Origin of the sequence: Moritella sp. 28 (genome assembly GCF_018219435.1) — a bacterium.
In the GTDB taxonomy this organism is placed as follows: Bacteria; Pseudomonadota; Gammaproteobacteria; order Enterobacterales; family Moritellaceae; genus Moritella.
This window is the reverse complement of the sequence record NZ_CP056121.1, coordinates 4,800,365-4,817,875: the sequence shown is the minus strand read 5'-3', so window position 1 is coordinate 4,817,875 and position 17,511 is coordinate 4,800,365. Positions and strand designations below refer to the sequence as shown.

11 protein-coding genes, 4 tRNA genes and 1 riboswitch are annotated in these 17,511 nt (G+C 41.9%); all 15 genes read left to right on the top strand.

All coding sequences use genetic code 11. From position 1 onward, the window contains the following. Window positions 1-75 precede the first annotated feature (75 nt). The 15 genes from murB to thiC all read left to right on the top strand — a co-directional run bounded on the left by murB (window position 76) and on the right by thiC (window position 17,506). On the top strand, window positions 76-1,107 hold the full coding sequence (gene murB / locus HWV02_RS21430; protein WP_211680361.1) for a UDP-N-acetylmuramate dehydrogenase: 1,032 nt from the start codon (window positions 76-78) through the stop codon (window positions 1,105-1,107). A 1-nt stretch (window position 1,108) separates the two neighbouring features. After that, on the top strand, window positions 1,109-2,068 hold the full coding sequence (birA, locus tag HWV02_RS21425) for a bifunctional biotin--[acetyl-CoA-carboxylase] ligase/biotin operon repressor BirA (RefSeq protein WP_249185562.1): 960 nt from the start codon (window positions 1,109-1,111) through the stop codon (window positions 2,066-2,068). 150 nt (window positions 2,069-2,218) lie between these two features. Then, window positions 2,219-2,294: transfer RNA gene (locus HWV02_RS21420), tRNA-Thr, on the top strand. A 28-nt stretch (window positions 2,295-2,322) separates the two neighbouring features. Next, a tRNA-Tyr gene (locus HWV02_RS21415) sits at window positions 2,323-2,407 on the top strand. Between the two features lie 19 nt (window positions 2,408-2,426). Then, window positions 2,427-2,501: transfer RNA gene (locus HWV02_RS21410), tRNA-Gly, on the top strand. 5 nt (window positions 2,502-2,506) lie between these two features. After that, a tRNA-Thr gene (locus tag HWV02_RS21405) sits at window positions 2,507-2,582 on the top strand. A 336-nt stretch (window positions 2,583-2,918) separates the two neighbouring features. Then, complete coding sequence (gene secE / locus HWV02_RS21400; protein WP_211673340.1) at window positions 2,919-3,296, top strand: preprotein translocase subunit SecE; 378 nt, start codon at window positions 2,919-2,921, stop codon at window positions 3,294-3,296. A gap of 4 nt (window positions 3,297-3,300) precedes the next feature. Then, window positions 3,301-3,843, top strand: coding sequence for a transcription termination/antitermination protein NusG (gene nusG / locus HWV02_RS21395; protein WP_211677791.1), 543 nt, complete (start codon window positions 3,301-3,303; stop codon window positions 3,841-3,843). Window positions 3,844-4,028: 185 nt separating this feature from the next. After that, window positions 4,029-4,457, top strand: coding sequence for a 50S ribosomal protein L11 (rplK, locus tag HWV02_RS21390; RefSeq protein ID WP_045108698.1), 429 nt, complete (start codon window positions 4,029-4,031; stop codon window positions 4,455-4,457). Window positions 4,458-4,465: 8 nt separating this feature from the next. Beyond that, complete coding sequence (gene rplA / locus HWV02_RS21385) at window positions 4,466-5,164, top strand: 50S ribosomal protein L1 (protein ID WP_211677790.1); 699 nt, start codon at window positions 4,466-4,468, stop codon at window positions 5,162-5,164. 374 nt (window positions 5,165-5,538) lie between these two features. After that, complete coding sequence (gene rplJ / locus HWV02_RS21380; protein WP_045108700.1) at window positions 5,539-6,042, top strand: 50S ribosomal protein L10; 504 nt, start codon at window positions 5,539-5,541, stop codon at window positions 6,040-6,042. Between the two features lie 47 nt (window positions 6,043-6,089). After that, window positions 6,090-6,455: a 50S ribosomal protein L7/L12 gene (gene rplL, locus HWV02_RS21375; protein WP_211677789.1), complete on the top strand. Its 366-nt coding sequence runs from the start codon at window positions 6,090-6,092 to the stop codon at window positions 6,453-6,455. A 233-nt stretch (window positions 6,456-6,688) separates the two neighbouring features. Continuing rightward, window positions 6,689-10,726, top strand: coding sequence for a DNA-directed RNA polymerase subunit beta (gene rpoB / locus HWV02_RS21370; protein ID WP_211677788.1), 4,038 nt, complete (start codon window positions 6,689-6,691; stop codon window positions 10,724-10,726). A 100-nt stretch (window positions 10,727-10,826) separates the two neighbouring features. Next, window positions 10,827-15,110, top strand: coding sequence for a DNA-directed RNA polymerase subunit beta' (gene rpoC, locus HWV02_RS21365; RefSeq protein ID WP_211689297.1), 4,284 nt, complete (start codon window positions 10,827-10,829; stop codon window positions 15,108-15,110). Between the two features lie 147 nt (window positions 15,111-15,257). Then, window positions 15,258-15,359, top strand: a riboswitch (TPP riboswitch). A gap of 137 nt (window positions 15,360-15,496) precedes the next feature. Next, a complete protein-coding gene (gene thiC / locus HWV02_RS21360) occupies window positions 15,497-17,506 on the top strand; it encodes a phosphomethylpyrimidine synthase ThiC (protein ID WP_370629416.1) in 2,010 nt (669 codons plus the stop codon). Window positions 17,507-17,511 lie beyond the last annotated feature (5 nt).

Sequence of the window (17,511 nt, the reverse complement as noted above, 5' to 3'; positions counted from 1 at the left end):
CTTTTATTATTCGGTTTTGCATGCAGATACGTTATTATCTGCAGTGAATTATGCCTTATGAGTGTTAATTATTTCATGCAAATACTAAAAAATCACAATTTAAAACCTTATACCAGCTTTGGTGTTGATGCTTATGCCACACAGTTTGTCACCGTTACCACGTTAAGTGAGCTTAAGTTAGCACTACAGATCCCTGCGCCTCAACGGTTAATTCTTGGCGGCGGTAGTAATTTATTATTTTGCGATGACTTTGATGGACTTGTTATCCGTATTTGCTTGACGGGCATAGCAGTGAATGAATCGGCAGATGATGTGGTTTGTTTACATGTGGCGGCTGGAGAAAATTGGCATGAATTTGTGGAATGGTCATTGACCCAAGGCTATGATGGTTTAGAAAATCTGGCGTTGATTCCGGGTGTTGTCGGAGCCGCACCAGTACAAAACATTGGCGCTTATGGCGTTGAATTTAAGGATGTCTGTGATTATGTGGATGTACTTGATATCGAAAGCCTGAAAGTACAGCGTTATGTACCCGCAGAATGTCAATTTGGTTATCGTGACAGTGTTTTCAAAGGTGAACTTAAAAACAGCGCGGTGATCACTGCTGTCGGCATTAAACTACACAAACCTTGGATTGCCAAAATTAACTACGGACCATTAGCGAATTTAGGGGCTGGCGTCTCGGCATTAGCAATTTTTAAGCAGGTTTGCCTTACGCGGCAACAAAAATTACCGGATCCAAATCAGCTCGGTAATGCAGGTAGTTTTTTTAAAAACCCGATCATCAATTTAACGCAATTTAACGCTATTGTGGCTAAGCACCCTGACATTCCTCATTATCCTGCTGGTGATGATATTAAACTAGCCGCAGGCTGGTTAATTGATCAATGCAATCTAAAAGGTTACCAGCAAGGTGGAGCACAAGTACACACGGAACAAGCACTGGTTATTGTTAACACGGGTTCTGCAACCGCGGGCGACATTATTGCACTAGCAAAGCATATCCAAGCCACGGTGATGGCGCGATTTGCAATTGAATTACACCATGAGGTTCGCTTTATGGGTCGTGATGGCGAAACCAATCTAGCGGAGGTGTGTCGTGGTTAATATGACGGTATCAAGGCAGCAACTGATTCGTTTACTGGCAGATGGTGAGTTTCATTCTGGAGAAGCTCTTGGTGAAAGATTGGGCGTTAGCCGCATGGCAGTAAGTAAGCAGATCAAAGTATTAGAAAGCATCGGTCTGGATGTATTTAAAGTGACAGGTAAAGGTTATAAGCTTTCTGCACCTTTACAATTACTCGATGCTCAACTGATCGCAGACGGTAGTGGTGTCAGTATTGAAAGTCATCAAGTGCTTGGTTCGACCAATCAGCATTTATTGGATAAAGCGGCGTTATTAACCAAAGGTCACAGTTGTTTTGCTGAATATCAGACCGCCGGACGAGGACGCCGTGGTAAAAAGTGGGTGTCTCCTTATGGTTCACACCTTTACACCAGTACTTATTGGAGTTTAGACGCTGGTATTCAAGCTGCATCTGGACTCAGCTTAGTGATTGGTATTGCTGTTGCGCGTACACTCACAGAGTTGGGTATTGCTAATACCCAATTGAAATGGCCAAATGATGTATATGTGGATGGTAAAAAAATTGCAGGTGTACTCGTCGAGATTATTGCGACGGCAGGTGGTGAATGCCATTTAGTCATTGGCCTGGGTTTAAACGTGAATATGCCATTACAAGCCGGATTGGAAATTGATCAAGCTTGGACTGATATAAATCAGCAATTACCGCACCTACTTGATCGTAATGAACTAGCCACGCGTTATTTAACACACCTAATCAAAATATTAACTGACTTCGAGCAGTTTGGTTTTGGACATTTTGTAGAAGAGTGGAACAATTGTGATGCATTTAAAAATTGTCCTGTGTTAGTTAGCGTCGGAAATAAGAAAAAATACGGTATTGCGAAAGGTATTGATCAAAGTGGGGCGTTGTTATTAGAAATTAATGGCATTATTAGTCCACAAATTGGTGGTGAAGTATCGTTACGACGTGCAGATACTTAATCTAATATTGATCTTACTAATGATTTTTAGTCGAAGCTTAGTCGAAATGGCTAATATTTCACCATGAGAGCAAAAAAGAACTGATTTTTATCGATTAAGGTTGCAAGAGGTCGGGGCTTACTCTAATATCCTTCCTCGTTAAGTGACGCCGCCGACTTAGCTCAGTAGGTAGAGCAACTGACTTGTAATCAGTAGGTCGCCAGTTCGACTCCGGCAGTCGGCACCATTTAACTCGTTACTGAAGTACAATATGTGGAGGGGTTCCCGAGTGGCCAAAGGGATCAGACTGTAAATCTGACGGCTCAGCCTTCGAAGGTTCGAATCCTTCTCCCTCCACCACTTTGTATTCAGGACGCATGCGGGCGTCGTATAATGGCTATTACTCCAGCCTTCCAAGCTGATAATGCGGGTTCGATTCCCGCCGCCCGCTCCAAATTTGCTGATATGGCTCAGTCGGTAGAGCGCATCCTTGGTAAGGATGAGGTCCCCAGTTCGATTCTGGGTATCAGCACCATTTTTCAGGTCAATTATTTCTTCTTCTCTATATTCTCCATACCAAATAACGATACCTTAAAAATATTCAAGATTTAAAAATCAAAAAATCAAAAAATAAATTTAATTATAACGAATTTAAGCTATTTGTAATTCAAATATTATTCATAATTATTTACGAATAACTTGCATGAAAAACGAAAGCCCCTATAATTAGGTGCTCCGTTTGTAGGGGTAGCTCCAATTGGTAGAAAGGCGGTCTCCAGACTGATGTTTGTGAGTGCGATTATCTCCCTCCTGCCACTGTCATCACCGTGTAACAGCGGATTTTTTTGTCTTTAAGGTACAGGTTAGTAGTATGACTTCAAATACTGAAAACCAAGGAAAAGCACTAGAAACTGTAAAATGGGTACTAGTTGCTATAATTCTAATTGGCACAGTTATTGGTAACAATATTTTTAGTGAAGAATCAGTGTTAATCCGCGCAGTTGCTGTAATTATTGCCGCTGTTATTGCTGGTGGCATTGCATTACAGACAAGTAAAGGGCGCGATGCGCTTGAATTTGCATCTGAATCAAGAACAGAAGTACGTAAAGTAGTTTGGCCTACGCGCCAAGAGGCGATCCAAACTACACTTATCGTATTAGTTGTTACCGCTATTATGGCGTTAGTGCTATGGGGATTAGATGGAATTCTAGTTCGCGTAGTTGCATTTATCACAGATGTAAAGGTATAAGTTCATGTCTGAACAGAAAATGAGATGGTACGTAGTTCAAGCCTTTTCCGGTTTTGAAGGTCGTGTTCAAAAAACATTAACAGAACACATTCGAATTCACAACATGGAAGAATACTTCGGTGAAGTACTTGTTCCAACGGAAGAAGTTGTTGAAATGCGCGCTGGTCAACGCCGCAAGAGTGAACGTAAGTTCTTCCCTGGCTACGTTTTAGTTCAAATGGTAATGAACGATGAATCATGGCATTTGGTAAGTAGCTTACCACGTGTACTTGGTTTCATTGGCGGTACGAAAGAGCGTCCAGCTCCGATTAGTTCTAAAGAAGCTGATCGCATTCTTAACCGTCTTCAAGATGCAATTGATAAGCCGCGTCCTAAGACGTTATTTGAAGTAGGTGAAGTGGTTCGTGTATCCGACGGTCCATTTGCAGACTTTAACGGTGTTGTAGAAGAAGTTGACTATGAAAAGAGTCGCTTAAAAGTTTCTGTATTGATCTTCGGTCGTTCTACTCCGGTTGAATTAGATTTCGGTCAAGTAGAAAAAGGCTAATACCATTAACCTTTTAGATTAATGGTTAGGTTAAATAAAATAAAATTATCATTTTATTGAATGTAATTTCAACAAAATGCTTGGCAAGGGCAGCGATTATATCTATAATTCGCTGCCCTTGTTTTTCGGGAAGCTTGTATTCATGTCGGATACAGCGTTCGCACCCATATTTAAGGTAAATTAAAATGGCTAAAAAAGTTACTGCATATATTAAGCTGCAAGTTTCAGCTGGTATGGCGAATCCTAGTCCACCGGTTGGTCCTGCACTAGGTCAACACGGTGTTAACATCATGGAATTCTGTAAAGCGTTCAACGCAAAAACAGATTCTGTAGAGAAGGGTTCACCGACTCCTGTTGTTATCACAGTTTATTCTGATCGTTCGTTCACGTTCGTAACAAAGACTTCTCCAGCATCTTTCTTACTTAAGAAAGCGGCAGGCATCAAGTCTGGTTCTGGTCGTCCTAACACTGAGAAAGTGGGTACTGTTACTCGCGCTCAGCTGGAAGAGATCTCTAACACTAAACAACCAGACCTTACGGGCGCTGATCTAGAAGCTATGGTTCGCACTATTGCTGGTACAGCTCGCTCAATGGGCTTGAACGTAGAAGGATAATACTGATCATGGCTAAACTTTCTAAACGTATGCGTACGATCCGCGAAAAAGTGGAATCTACAAAAGCTTACGAAATCAACGAAGCTGTTGAACTTCTTAAAGAATTAGCATCTGCTAAATTCAAAGAAAGCATCGACGTTTCTGTAAACCTAGGTATTGATTCACGTAAATCTGACCAAAACGTTCGTGGCGCTACTGTGCTACCACACGGTACTGGTCGTGAAGTACGTGTTGCAGTATTTACACAAGGTGCTAACGCTGAAGCGGCTAAAGCTGCTGGCGCTGACATCGTAGGTATGGACGATCTAGCTGCACAAGTTAAAGCCGGTGAGCTTAACTTTGATGTTGTTATCGCATCTCCAGACGCTATGCGTGTTGTTGGTCAACTAGGTCAAATCCTAGGTCCACGTGGTTTAATGCCAAACCCTAAAGTTGGTACTGTAACTCCTGACGTTGCGACTGCAGTTAAAAATGCTAAGTCTGGTCAAGTTCGTTACCGTAACGACAAAGCTGGCATCATCCACACTACTATCGGTAAAGTGGATTTTGAAGCAGCGCAAATCAAGGAAAACCTTGAAGCTCTACTTAAAGCATTAAGCAAGTCAAAGCCTGCTTCTGCTAAAGGTCAATTCATCAAGAAGATCAGCCTATCTACTACGATGGGTGCTGGTCTAACTGTTGATGCTGCAACTGTAGAGACTAAATAATTTACAGGAACTAAATTATTTAGTATAATTCGGTTCCTTAAATTTAGCTGGTCGGTTAATACTAATTTATTAATATTAACCGACCAGTAAAAAATGTGGGTTGAAGTAAGTGTACTGAGTTTAATACTTAGTGTTGTTTACTTCCGTCCAAGACCGTAGGAGTTGTGCTTACTCTGTAAGAATAACTTAATAATGATCGGCTATTTTAGTTAATACTTGATCTTTCCTACGTAGATGGTGCAGGACCTCTGAAGAATTTATTTTTTTCTGGAATCCAAGCCGTAATGGTTCGACTGATATTACTGCCAAAGGCAAGGTATTGGTCGGAAATTTTAAATACCGATTTTTTTCGGTTTTATCCAGGAGTATAGACCATGGCATTAGGTCTCGACGACAAAAAAGCAATTGTTGCTGAAGTCAACGAAGCTGCCAAGGCTGCGCTTTCTGCAGTAGTTGCTGATTCACGTGGCGTTACTGTAGGTGCAATGACTGGTCTTCGTAAGCTTGCTCGTGAGAATGGCGTCTACATCCGTGTAGTACGTAACACTCTTATGAAGCGTGCTGTTGAAGGTACGGATTTCGCGTGCCTTAACGAAGTATTTACCGGTCCAACTCTGATCGCATTCTCTAATGAGCACCCAGGTGCTGCAGCTCGTCTTCTTAAAGACTTCGCTGCACAAGAAGAATCTTTCGAAGTTAAAGCGTTAGCATTTGAAGGCGAATTTATCGGTGCAGAAAACATTGATAAACTAGCTAAACTACCAACATACGACGAAGCTATTGCTCAGTTAATGATGACTATGAAAGAAGCATCTGCTGGCAAACTTGTACGTACATTGGCTGCTTTACGCGATCAAAAAGAGCAAGAAGCTGCTTAATTTAGCCGCTTTGTCTAAAATAAATTTTAATATATTAGGAATGACACATGTCTATCACTAAAGACCAAATCATCGACGCAATTGCTGAACTTTCTGTTATGGAAGTTGTTGAATTAATCGAAGCAATGGAAGAAAAATTCGGCGTATCTGCTGCAGCTGCAGTTGTTTCTGGTGGTGCTGAAGGCGCTGCTGTTGAAGAGCAAACAGAATTCGACGTAATTCTTGCTTCTTTCGGCGACAACAAAGTTAAAGCAATTAAAGCTGTTCGTGGTGCTACAGGCCTAGGTCTTAAAGAAGCTAAAGGTGTTGTTGAATCTGCACCTGTAGCTCTTAAAGAAGCTGTAGAAAAAGCTGAAGCTGAAGAACTTAAGAAAGTTCTAGAAGAAGCTGGTTGTACTGTTGAGATCAAATAGTCTATTCTTAAATAGATTATTGCCCTCATAAGGCATTGGCTGGTGATTCTTTAATCGCCGGCCTTTTTGCGCTATAGGATGTTTGGAAATTTCACATCATTTCAACCAAAATTCTGCGCACTGTTTAGCCCAATTCTTTTGGTCGAGACAGGATAAAAAACATATAATGATGTTGTTAGAGCTGTCCTTTTTAAGGGCAGAGTGGGTCACTTATCAGCGAGCTGAGGAACCAAATGGTTTACTCTAATACCGAAAAAAAACGTATCCGTAAAGACTTTGGTAAAAGTGCACCAGTTGTGGCTAAGCCGCAAATGTTGGCTATTCAAACTAGCTCTTTTAAAAAGTTTTTAGAAATGGATCACACAGGTGAATACGGCCTGGAAGCAGCATTCCGTAGCGTGTTCCCTATTAAAAGTTACTCTGGAACTTCTGAACTTCAATATGTATCGTACCGTTTAGGTGAACCTGTATTTGAAGTTAAAGAATGTCAAACCCGTGGTGTTACTTATTCTGCACCGCTGCGTGTTAAATTACGTCTTGTATTATACGATCGTGATGCACCAGCAGGTACTATTAAAGATATCAAAGAACAAGAAGTCTACATGGGCGAAATCCCATTAATGACTGAAACTGGTACTTTTGTTATCAATGGTACAGAGCGTGTTATCGTATCTCAGTTACACCGTAGTCCTGGTGTATTCTTTGATCACGACAAAGGTAAAACCCATTCATCAGGTAAAGTATTATATAACGCACGCGTTATTCCTTACCGTGGTTCATGGTTAGACTTTGAATTCGATCCGAAAGATAGCTTATTCGTTCGTATTGACCGTCGACGTAAATTACCATCATCAATTATTCTTCGTGCACTTGAGTTCACGACGGAAGAAATCTTAGCAATCTTCTTCGACACTACTCGTTTTGAAGTTAAAGATGGCAAGTTATTGATGGAACTACAGCCAGACCGTCTACGTGGCGAAACGGCGGTATTTGACATCGTAGCTAACGGTGAAGTATACGTTGAAAATGGTCGTCGTGTTACTGCTCGTCATATCAAGAAATTTGAAAAGAACGGCGTAACAGAGATCGAAGTACCATTAGAGTATATCGCTGGTAAAGTAGCCTCTAAAGATTACGTTAATGAAGAAACAGGCGAAGTGATTGTTGCAGCGAATGCTGAACTAACACTAGAATCTGTTGCTGAATTATCACAAGCTGGTATCAAGGTAATTGATGTTCTTTATACGAACGACCTTGATGTAGGTAGTTACATGTCTGACACATTACGTGTTGACTCAACTACTAACAAACTTGAAGCGCTAGTTGAAATCTACCGTATGATGCGTCCTGGTGAACCACCAACGCGTGAAGCGGCAGAATCATTATTCCAAAATCTTTTCTTCGCAGAAGAACGTTATGATCTATCTACTGTAGGTCGTATGAAGTTCAACCGCCGTATTGGCCGCGAAGAAGATACTGGCTCAGGCATTCTGAACAAAGCTGATATTGTTGAAGTGATGAAAACTTTGATTAATATCCGTAACGGTAAAGGCGAAGTTGATGATATCGATCACCTTGGCAACCGTCGTATTCGTTCAGTTGGCGAAATGGCAGAAAACCAATTCCGTGTTGGTTTAGTTCGTGTAGAACGTGCTGTTCGTGAACGTCTAAGTCTTGGTGATCTTGATGCAGTAATGCCACAAGATTTAATCAATGCTAAACCGATCTCAGCTGCGATCAAAGAGTTCTTTGGTTCATCACAACTGTCTCAGTTCATGGATCAAAATAACCCATTGTCAGAAGTGACGCACAAACGTCGTATTTCTGCATTAGGTCCTGGTGGTCTAACACGTGAACGTGCTGGTTTTGAAGTACGTGACGTACATCCAACTCACTACGGTCGTTTATGTCCGATTGAGACTCCAGAGGGACCAAACATTGGTCTAATTAACTCACTAGCTGTATTTGCCCGTACTAACGATTATGGTTTCTTAGAAACGCCATTCCGTAAAGTTATCAACGGTCAAGTTACTAATGACGTTCAATACCTTTCTGCTATCGAAGAAGGTCTGTATGCAGTAGCACAGGCTAACGCAACTATCGATACAAATGGTGTATTACAAGATGAATTTATTCCATGTCGTCACAAAGGTGAAACAACCTTTATGTCTGCGGACCAAATTCAGTATATGGACGTATCTCCACAGCAAATTATTTCTGTGGCGGCATCGCTAATTCCGTTCCTAGAACACGATGATGCTAACCGTGCATTGATGGGTGCGAATATGCAACGTCAAGCAGTACCAACACTAAATGCTGATAAGCCATTAGTAGGTACTGGTATTGAACGCGCGGTAGCAATCGATTCTGGTGTAACTGTTGTTGCGCTACGTGGCGGTTCAATCGACTATGCTGATGCAAGTCGTATCATCGTTAAAGTTAACGAAGATGAACTTGTACCAGGTGAAGCGGGTATTGATATCTACACGCTAACTAAGTACACACGTTCGAACCAAAACACATGTATTAACCAACGCCCAACAGTATTAACTGGTGAAGCAGTGGTTAAAGGTGACGTGCTTGCTGACGGTCCTTCAACAGACTTAGGTGAATTAGCACTTGGCCAAAACATGCGTATCGCATTCATGCCTTGGAATGGTTACAACTTCGAAGATTCAATCCTTGTATCTGAACGTGTTGTAAAAGAAGATCGTCTAACGACAATCCACATTCAAGAATTGTCATCTATTGCGCGTGATACTAAACTTGGTAGCGAAGAGATTACTGCGGATATCCCTAACGTGGGTGAAAGCGCATTATCTAAACTAGATGAGTCTGGTATTGTTTACGTTGGTGCTGAAGTTAAGCCGGGTGATATCCTGGTAGGTAAAGTAACCCCTAAAGGTGAAACACAATTAACGCCTGAAGAAAAGCTTCTACGAGCTATCTTCGGTGAAAAAGCATCTGATGTAAAAGATAGTTCATTACGTGTACCTAACTCTGTTTACGGTACTGTAATTGACGTGCAAGTATTTACCCGTGATGGCGTAGATAAAGATAAACGTGCACAAGACATCGAGCAGATGCAACTGCGTGAAGCGAAAAAAGACTTAACTGAAGAGTTATCTATCTTCGAAGAAAGCTTATTCGGTCGCGTTAAATCTCTATTACTTGCTGCAGGTAAAACGGAAGAGCAACTTAATGCTGTTTCTCGCGCACAATGGTTAGAGATTGTTCTTTCTGATGAAGAACAACAGATTCAATTAGAAGGCCTAGCTAAGCAACATGATGAGCTACGTGCTGACTTTGATTCTAAGTTTGATATCAAACGCCGTAAAATTACCCAAGGTGATGACTTAGCACCAGGTGTACTTAAGATTGTTAAAGTATACCTAGCTGTTAAACGTCGTATCCAACCGGGTGATAAGATGGCTGGTCGTCATGGTAACAAAGGTGTGATCTCAACAATCGTTCCTATTGAAGACATGCCACACGATAAGTTTGGTGAGCCAGTTGACATCGTACTTAACCCGCTGGGTGTACCATCGCGTATGAACATCGGTCAGGTACTTGAAGTTCACTTGGGCCTTGCTGCTCGTGGTATCGGTAGTAAAATCGATAACATGATCAAAGAACAACAAGATCTTGCTAAGATCCGTGAATTTATGCAAAAAGCATACGACATCGGTAATACGCATCAGAAAGTTGATTTATCAACATACTCTGACGAGCAGGTTCGTGTTCTTGCGCACAACTTACGTAAAGGTCTGCCAATGGCTACACCTGCGTTTGATGGTGCAGCTGAAGCTGAAATCAAAGAAATGCTTAAATTGGCTGATTTACCAGAATCAGGTCAATTAGAGTTATTTGATGGTCGTACTGGTGACGTATTCGAGCGTCCAGTTACCGTTGGTTACATGTATATGCTGAAACTGAATCACTTGGTTGATGACAAGATGCATGCACGTTCTACCGGTTCTTACAGCCTAGTTACTCAGCAACCGCTGGGTGGTAAAGCTCAGTTCGGTGGTCAGCGTTTCGGTGAGATGGAAGTATGGGCTCTGGAAGCATACGGTGCAGCATATACTCTACAAGAGATGCTAACTGTTAAGTCTGATGACGTGAACGGTCGTACTAAGATGTATAAAAACATCGTAGACGGCGATCATCGTATGGACCCAGGTATGCCTGAATCATTCAACGTATTGTTGAAAGAGATCCGCTCATTGGGTATCAACATCGAACTAGATGAAAACAAAGGTAAGAAATAAGCTCTTATTAAGAGATTATTCAGACTTTTGAATTAGCATTGCGCCTCGACTCATTCTGTGAGTTGAGGCTGCGTAGTTTTCACTCCCAGTGGAGAAAAACGTGAAAGACTTATTAAAGTTTCTAAAACAGCAAGGTAAGACCGAAGAGTTCGATGGTATCAAGATTGGTCTAGCTTCTCCGGAACAGATCCGTTCTTGGTCTTTTGGTGAAGTTAAAAAGCCAGAAACCATCAACTACCGTACCTTCAAACCTGAGCGTGACGGTTTATTCTGTGCGCGTATTTTCGGCCCAGTAAAAGATTACGAATGTCTTTGCGGAAAATATAAGCGTCTGAAGCACCGTGGTGTTATTTGTGAAAAATGTGGCGTAGAAGTAACGCAAACTAAAGTTCGTCGTGACCGTATGGGCCACATCGAATTAGCGTCTCCTGTTGCACACATTTGGTTCTTGAAATCATTACCATCTCGCATCGGTCTATTACTAGACATGACGCTACGTGATATCGAACGTATTCTTTACTTCGAATCATATGTTGTTATCGAACCTGGTATGACTTCGCTAGAGCGTGGCATGATGCTGACTGAAGAGCAGTATCTTGACAACCTAGAAGAATGGGGTGATGAATTTGATGCGAAGATGGGTGCAGAAGCTGTACTTTCTTTGTTACAAGATCTAAACCTAAACCAAGACATCGAAGAAATGCGTGAAGAATTAGAGACTACAAACTCTGAAACTAAACGTAAGAAGATCACTAAACGTCTTAAACTAATGGAAGCATTCGCTGTATCTGGTAATAAACCAGAGTGGATGATCATGAACGTACTGCCGGTATTACCGCCAGATCTTCGTCCATTAGTACCACTAGATGGTGGCCGTTTCGCGACTTCTGATCTAAATGACCTTTATCGTCGTGTGATCAACCGTAACAACCGTCTAAAACGTCTATTAGATCTAGCTGCACCAGATATCATCGTACGTAACGAAAAACGTATGTTACAAGAATCTGTTGATGCACTATTAGATAATGGTCGTCGTGGTCGTGCGATTACAGGTTCTAACAAACGTCCTCTTAAATCTTTGGCTGATATGATCAAAGGTAAACAAGGTCGTTTCCGTCAGAATCTACTAGGTAAACGTGTAGATTACTCTGGTCGTTCTGTAATTACAGTAGGTCCAACGTTACGCTTACACCAATGTGGTCTACCTAAGAAAATGGCACTTGAGTTATTCAAGCCATTCATCTACGGTAAATTAGAATCACTTGGTTTTGCAACAACGATTAAAGCAGCTAAGAAAATGGTTGAACGCGAAGGCGCTGAAGTTTGGGATATCCTAGACGGCGTGATCCGCGAACATCCAGTAATGCTTAACCGTGCACCAACACTGCACAGACTTGGTATTCAAGCATTCGAACCTGTTCTAATTGAAGGTAAAGCGATTCAGTTACACCCATTAGTATGTTCTGCATACAACGCCGATTTCGATGGCGATCAGATGGCTGTACACGTACCGTTAACAATTGAAGCTCAGTTGGAAGCGCGTACACTGATGATGTCTACGAATAACATTCTTTCACCTGCGAATGGTGAACCGGTTATCGTACCTTCTCAAGACGTTGTATTAGGTCTTTACTACATGACTCGTTCTGGCGTTGGTGCTAAGGGTGAGGGAATGGTACTAGGTAGCCCTGAAGAAGCTGAAAAGCTTTATCGTAGCCACCTTGTTGAGCTACATGCACGTGTTAAAGTACGTATTACTGAACATCTTAAAGATGAAAATACTGGTGAAGTTACAGTTCGCACTGAACTGAAAAACACAACAGTTGGTCGTGCGATTCTTTCTTTAGTAGCACCTAAGGGTCTACCATATGAATTAATTGATCCGATTAAAACTTTAACTGCTGAAGAAGAAGCTAAACTTGCAGCGGATCCAGCTAACTGGATCCTGAAAGTATCTAACGAAGCGTTAGGTAAAAAGCAGATCGGTAAGCTACTGAATGACTGTTACCGTCTATTAGGTCCAAAAGACACTGTTGTTTTCGCTGACCAAATAATGTACACCGGTTTCCATTATGCTGCGCTTTCTGGTGCATCAGTTGGTATCGATGACATGGTTATTCCGGATGCGAAGAAAACGCTAATTGAAGCGGCTGAACTAGAAGTAACTCAAATCCAAGAACAATTCCAGTCTGGTCTTGTTACTGCGGGTGAGCGTTACAATAAAGTGATTGATATTTGGGCTCGTGCCAATGAGCACATCTCAAAAGCAATGATGGATAACTTGTCTACAGAAACTAAAGATAACTCTTTAGGTGATGCTGAGACACAGAAATCTTTCAACAGTATCTTTATGATGGCCGATTCTGGTGCACGTGGTAGTGCGGCACAGATTCGTCAGCTAGCTGGTATGCGTGGTCTGATGGCGAAACCAGATGGTTCGATCATCGAAACACCTATTACGGCTAACTTCCGTGAAGGTCTAAACGTACTTCAGTACTTCATCTCAACGCATGGTGCGCGTAAAGGTCTAGCCGATACAGCACTTAAAACAGCAAACTCGGGTTACCTAACTCGTCGTCTTGTTGACGTTGCACAAGATCTTGTGATTAACGAGATTGATTGTGGTACTGAAAGTGGCCTAATCATTACTCCTCATATTGAAGGTGGTGATGTTGTTGAACCACTACGCGATCGTGTTCTTGGTCGTGTTGTTGCTGAAGATGTTGTGAACCCAAGTACTGGTGAAGTGATATTGCCACGTAATACATTACTTGACGAAAAACTTTGTGATTTCTTAGAAGAGCACTCAGTTGATCAAATGAAAGTACGTTCTGTAATTACTTGTGACAATGACTTCGGTGTTTGTGCAAGCTGTTACGGTCGTGATCTAGCTCGTGGTGAGATGGTTGGTCAAGGTGAAGCAGTTGGTGTTGTTGCAGCACAATCAATTGGTGAACCTGGTACACAGTTAACGATGCGTACATTCCACATTGGTGGTGCGGCATCAAGAGCCTCTGCAGAAAATAATATCCAAGTTAAAAATACGGGTACGATTAAGTTCCACAACGAGAAATTCGTTGAGAATGCAGAAGGTAAACTGGTTATTACTTCACGTTCATCAGAAATTACAATTATTGATGAAAACGGTCGTACTAAAGAAAGCCATAAACTGCCTTACGGTTCTGTTGTTGAATATAAAGACGGCGCAGCTATTGAATCTGGTAGCATCATTGCTAACTGGGACCCGCATACTCACCCAATCATCACTGAGGTGGCTGGTCAAATTAAGTTTGTTGACTTAATTGAAAGTGTAACGGTTACTAAGCAAACTGATGATCTAACTGGTCTATCTAGCACGGTAATTCTAGACCCAGCAGCACGTGTTGCCGCTGGTAAAGATTTACGTCCTATGGTTAAGCTTGTTGATACAGCAGGTAATGATTTGTTCATTCCTGGTACAGAAGTTATTGCACAATACTTCTTACCTGCAAACGCAATCGTTAACTTAGAAGATGGCGCATTAGTGACTATTGGTGAAGCGTTAGCGCGTATTCCTCAAGAAAGCTCGAAAACACGTGATATTACGGGTGGTCTACCACGCGTAGCGGATCTGTTTGAAGCTCGTCAGCCAAAAGATGCTGCTATCTTAGCGGAAATCTCAGGTACTATTAGTTTCGGTAAAGAAACTAAAGGTAAACGTCGTCTAGTTATCACACCTACCGATGGTGCTGAAGCTTACGAAGAGATGATCCCTAAATGGCGTCACTTGAACGTGTTCGAAGGTGAGAAGGTTGCTAAAGGTGAAGTTATCGCCGATGGTCCTGAATCAGCACACGATATTCTACGTCTACGTGGTATTAGCCATGTTGCGAACTATATCGCGAACGAAGTTCAAGAAGTATACCGTTTACAAGGCGTAAAGATTAACGATAAGCACATTGAAACTATCGTTCGTCAAATGCTACGTAAAGCTAACGTAATCTCTGCTGGTGATAGTAACTTCTTACCAGGTGAGCAAGCTGAAGTTTCACGTCTGAAAATTGCTAACCGTCAGCTAGAAGCTGAAGGCAAGCAACCAGCCGTGTTCCAACACATGCTTATGGGTATTACTAAAGCGTCTCTTGCAACTGAATCATTTATTTCAGCTGCATCGTTCCAAGAAACAACACGTGTTCTAACAGACGCTGCTGTTCATGGTAAGATTGATGACCTTCGTGGTCTGAAAGAGAACGTTATTGTTGGTCGTCTGATCCCTGCTGGTACAGGCTTCTCTTATCACCAAGAACGTGCGAAAAAACGTGCTGGTAAAGTAGAAGAAGTAATGCAAGAAATCACGACTGATGAAGCTGAACAGAACTTAGCAAACCTACTAAATAACCTTTAATTGATTTGCTGAATGCAATTAAAGTCGTGTGTAAGTGATGACAGACCCACTGATTCACTTACGCATAGTTATTAGATAGTAAAGGCGCCCTTTTATAGGGCGCTTTTTTTTGCTTGTTTTTTAACGCCATACCAGTCTATACTCCGATACATCTTGTCGGAGTGCTTTAGGGCTGAGACCATTTAATAATGGGATCCGTGGAACCTGATCAGGCTAATACCTGCGTGAGGAAACAAGAGTGATTAATATGAATATTATTCGTGTCATTGTAAGTTAGCCATAGGGACATCAGGCCGCTTACTATTACATTTACGATCAATATATCTATATCACTACTCTCCATACTCAACGACAAGCAATCATCTTATTAGAAAGGAATGAGTGCTATGTCTACTACCAATATAAATCAAAGCAATAAGACCAAAAAACCAACGCGTCGTGAAAACCGCGAAAATGCACAAGAGTTTATTAATAACCTCAGTTGCGAACCGTTTCCTAATTCAGAAAAATTTCATCTCACAGGTAGCCGTGACGATATTCAAGTTGCGATGCGAAAAATCAATCTTGATGAGACGTTAGTCGCAGGCAGTAAAGACGATCCGGTTTATGAGCAAAATGAATCGATCCCGGTTTATGATACATCAGGCCCCTATACAGATCCGGCGATTGAAATAAACGTACACCAAGGTTTACCGAAGTTAAGACAAAAATGGATCGAAGAACGTAACGATATTGAAGCATTAGAAATCGTTACTTCGCACTTTGCCCAGCAGCGTCTTGCTGATGATGGTATTGATCATATCCGCTTTGAGCATTTACCAAAGCCATTGAAAGCCATTGATGGTCAAAACGTTACTCAGATGCATTATGCTCGTAAAGGCATGATCACGCCGGAAATGGAATACATCGCGATTCGTGAAAACATGGGCCGTGAATTGATCCGTAACGAGCTGTTATTAAAACAACATGCGGGTAATGATTTTGGTGCCAGCATACCGGAAAAGATCACACCTGAATTTGTCCGTGATGAAGTGGCGCGCGGTCGTGCGATCATCCCTTCCAACATCAATCATCCAGAATCTGAGCCGATGATCATCGGTCGTAACTTTCTTGTAAAAGTAAACGCCAACATTGGTAATTCGTCAGTCACATCATCGATTGAAGAAGAAGTCGAGAAGCTAGTATGGGCGACGCGCTGGGGTGCTGACACGGTAATGGACTTATCCACAGGCCGTAATATTCATGAAACGCGTGAGTGGATCCTCCGTAATTCACCTGTGCCAATCGGTACTGTGCCGATCTATCAGGCTCTAGAGAAGGTAAACGGGATCGCCGAGGATCTTACTTGGGAAGTATTCCGCGATACCTTGATCGAACAAGCTGAGCAGGGGGTTGATTACTTTACTATTCATGCTGGTGTACTGCTTCGTTATGTACCAATGACGGCAAAACGCCTTACCGGGATCGTGTCGCGTGGTGGTTCGATCATGGCTAAATGGTGTTTGACGCATCATAAAGAAAACTTTGCTTATGACCATTTCGAAGAAATCTGTGCGATTTGTAAAGCTTACGATGTATCTCTGTCATTAGGTGATGGCATGCGTCCAGGTTGTGCGGCTGATGCGAATGATGAAGCCCAATTTGCTGAATTAGCAACTTTAGGTGAGTTAACGAAAGTTGCGTGGGAGCAAGACGTACAAGTTATTATCGAAGGCCCTGGTCATATCCCAATGCACATGATTAAAGAGAATGTTGAAAAGCAGCTCGATATTTGTCATGAAGCGCCTTTCTATACTTTAGGTCCACTGACAACCGATATCTCACCGGGTTATGATCATTTTACTTCGGGTATTGGTGCTGCTCAAATTGGTTGGTATGGGTGTGCGATGTTGTGTTACGTGACACCAAAAGAACATTTAGGCCTACCGAACAAAGAAGACGTTAAGCAAGGCATGATCACCTACAAAATCTCTGCACATGCGGCTGATTTAGCGAAAGGTTTCCCAGGTGCTCAAATCCGTGACAATGCGATGTCTAAAGCCCGTTTTGAATTCCGTTGGAATGATCAATTCAACCTAGCATTAGACCCTGATACTGCACGTGCCTATCACGATGAAAATATCCCACAAGAATCCGGTAAAGTTGCGCATTTCTGCTCTATGTGTGGACCAAAATTCTGTTCAATGAAGATCTCACAAGATGTCCGCGATTACACTGCTAAACAAGAACAAATCAGTATTCAATTACTCGATGAAGTTGTTGTGATTGATGCCGAAGAGGGGATGAAGCAGATGTCTGAAGAATTTAAAAAGCATGGTGCCGAATTATATCTGCCACCAACACATGATGCGGTAAATGGTCGTGTGACTGAATCTATAACTGATAAAGTGGAATAATTATT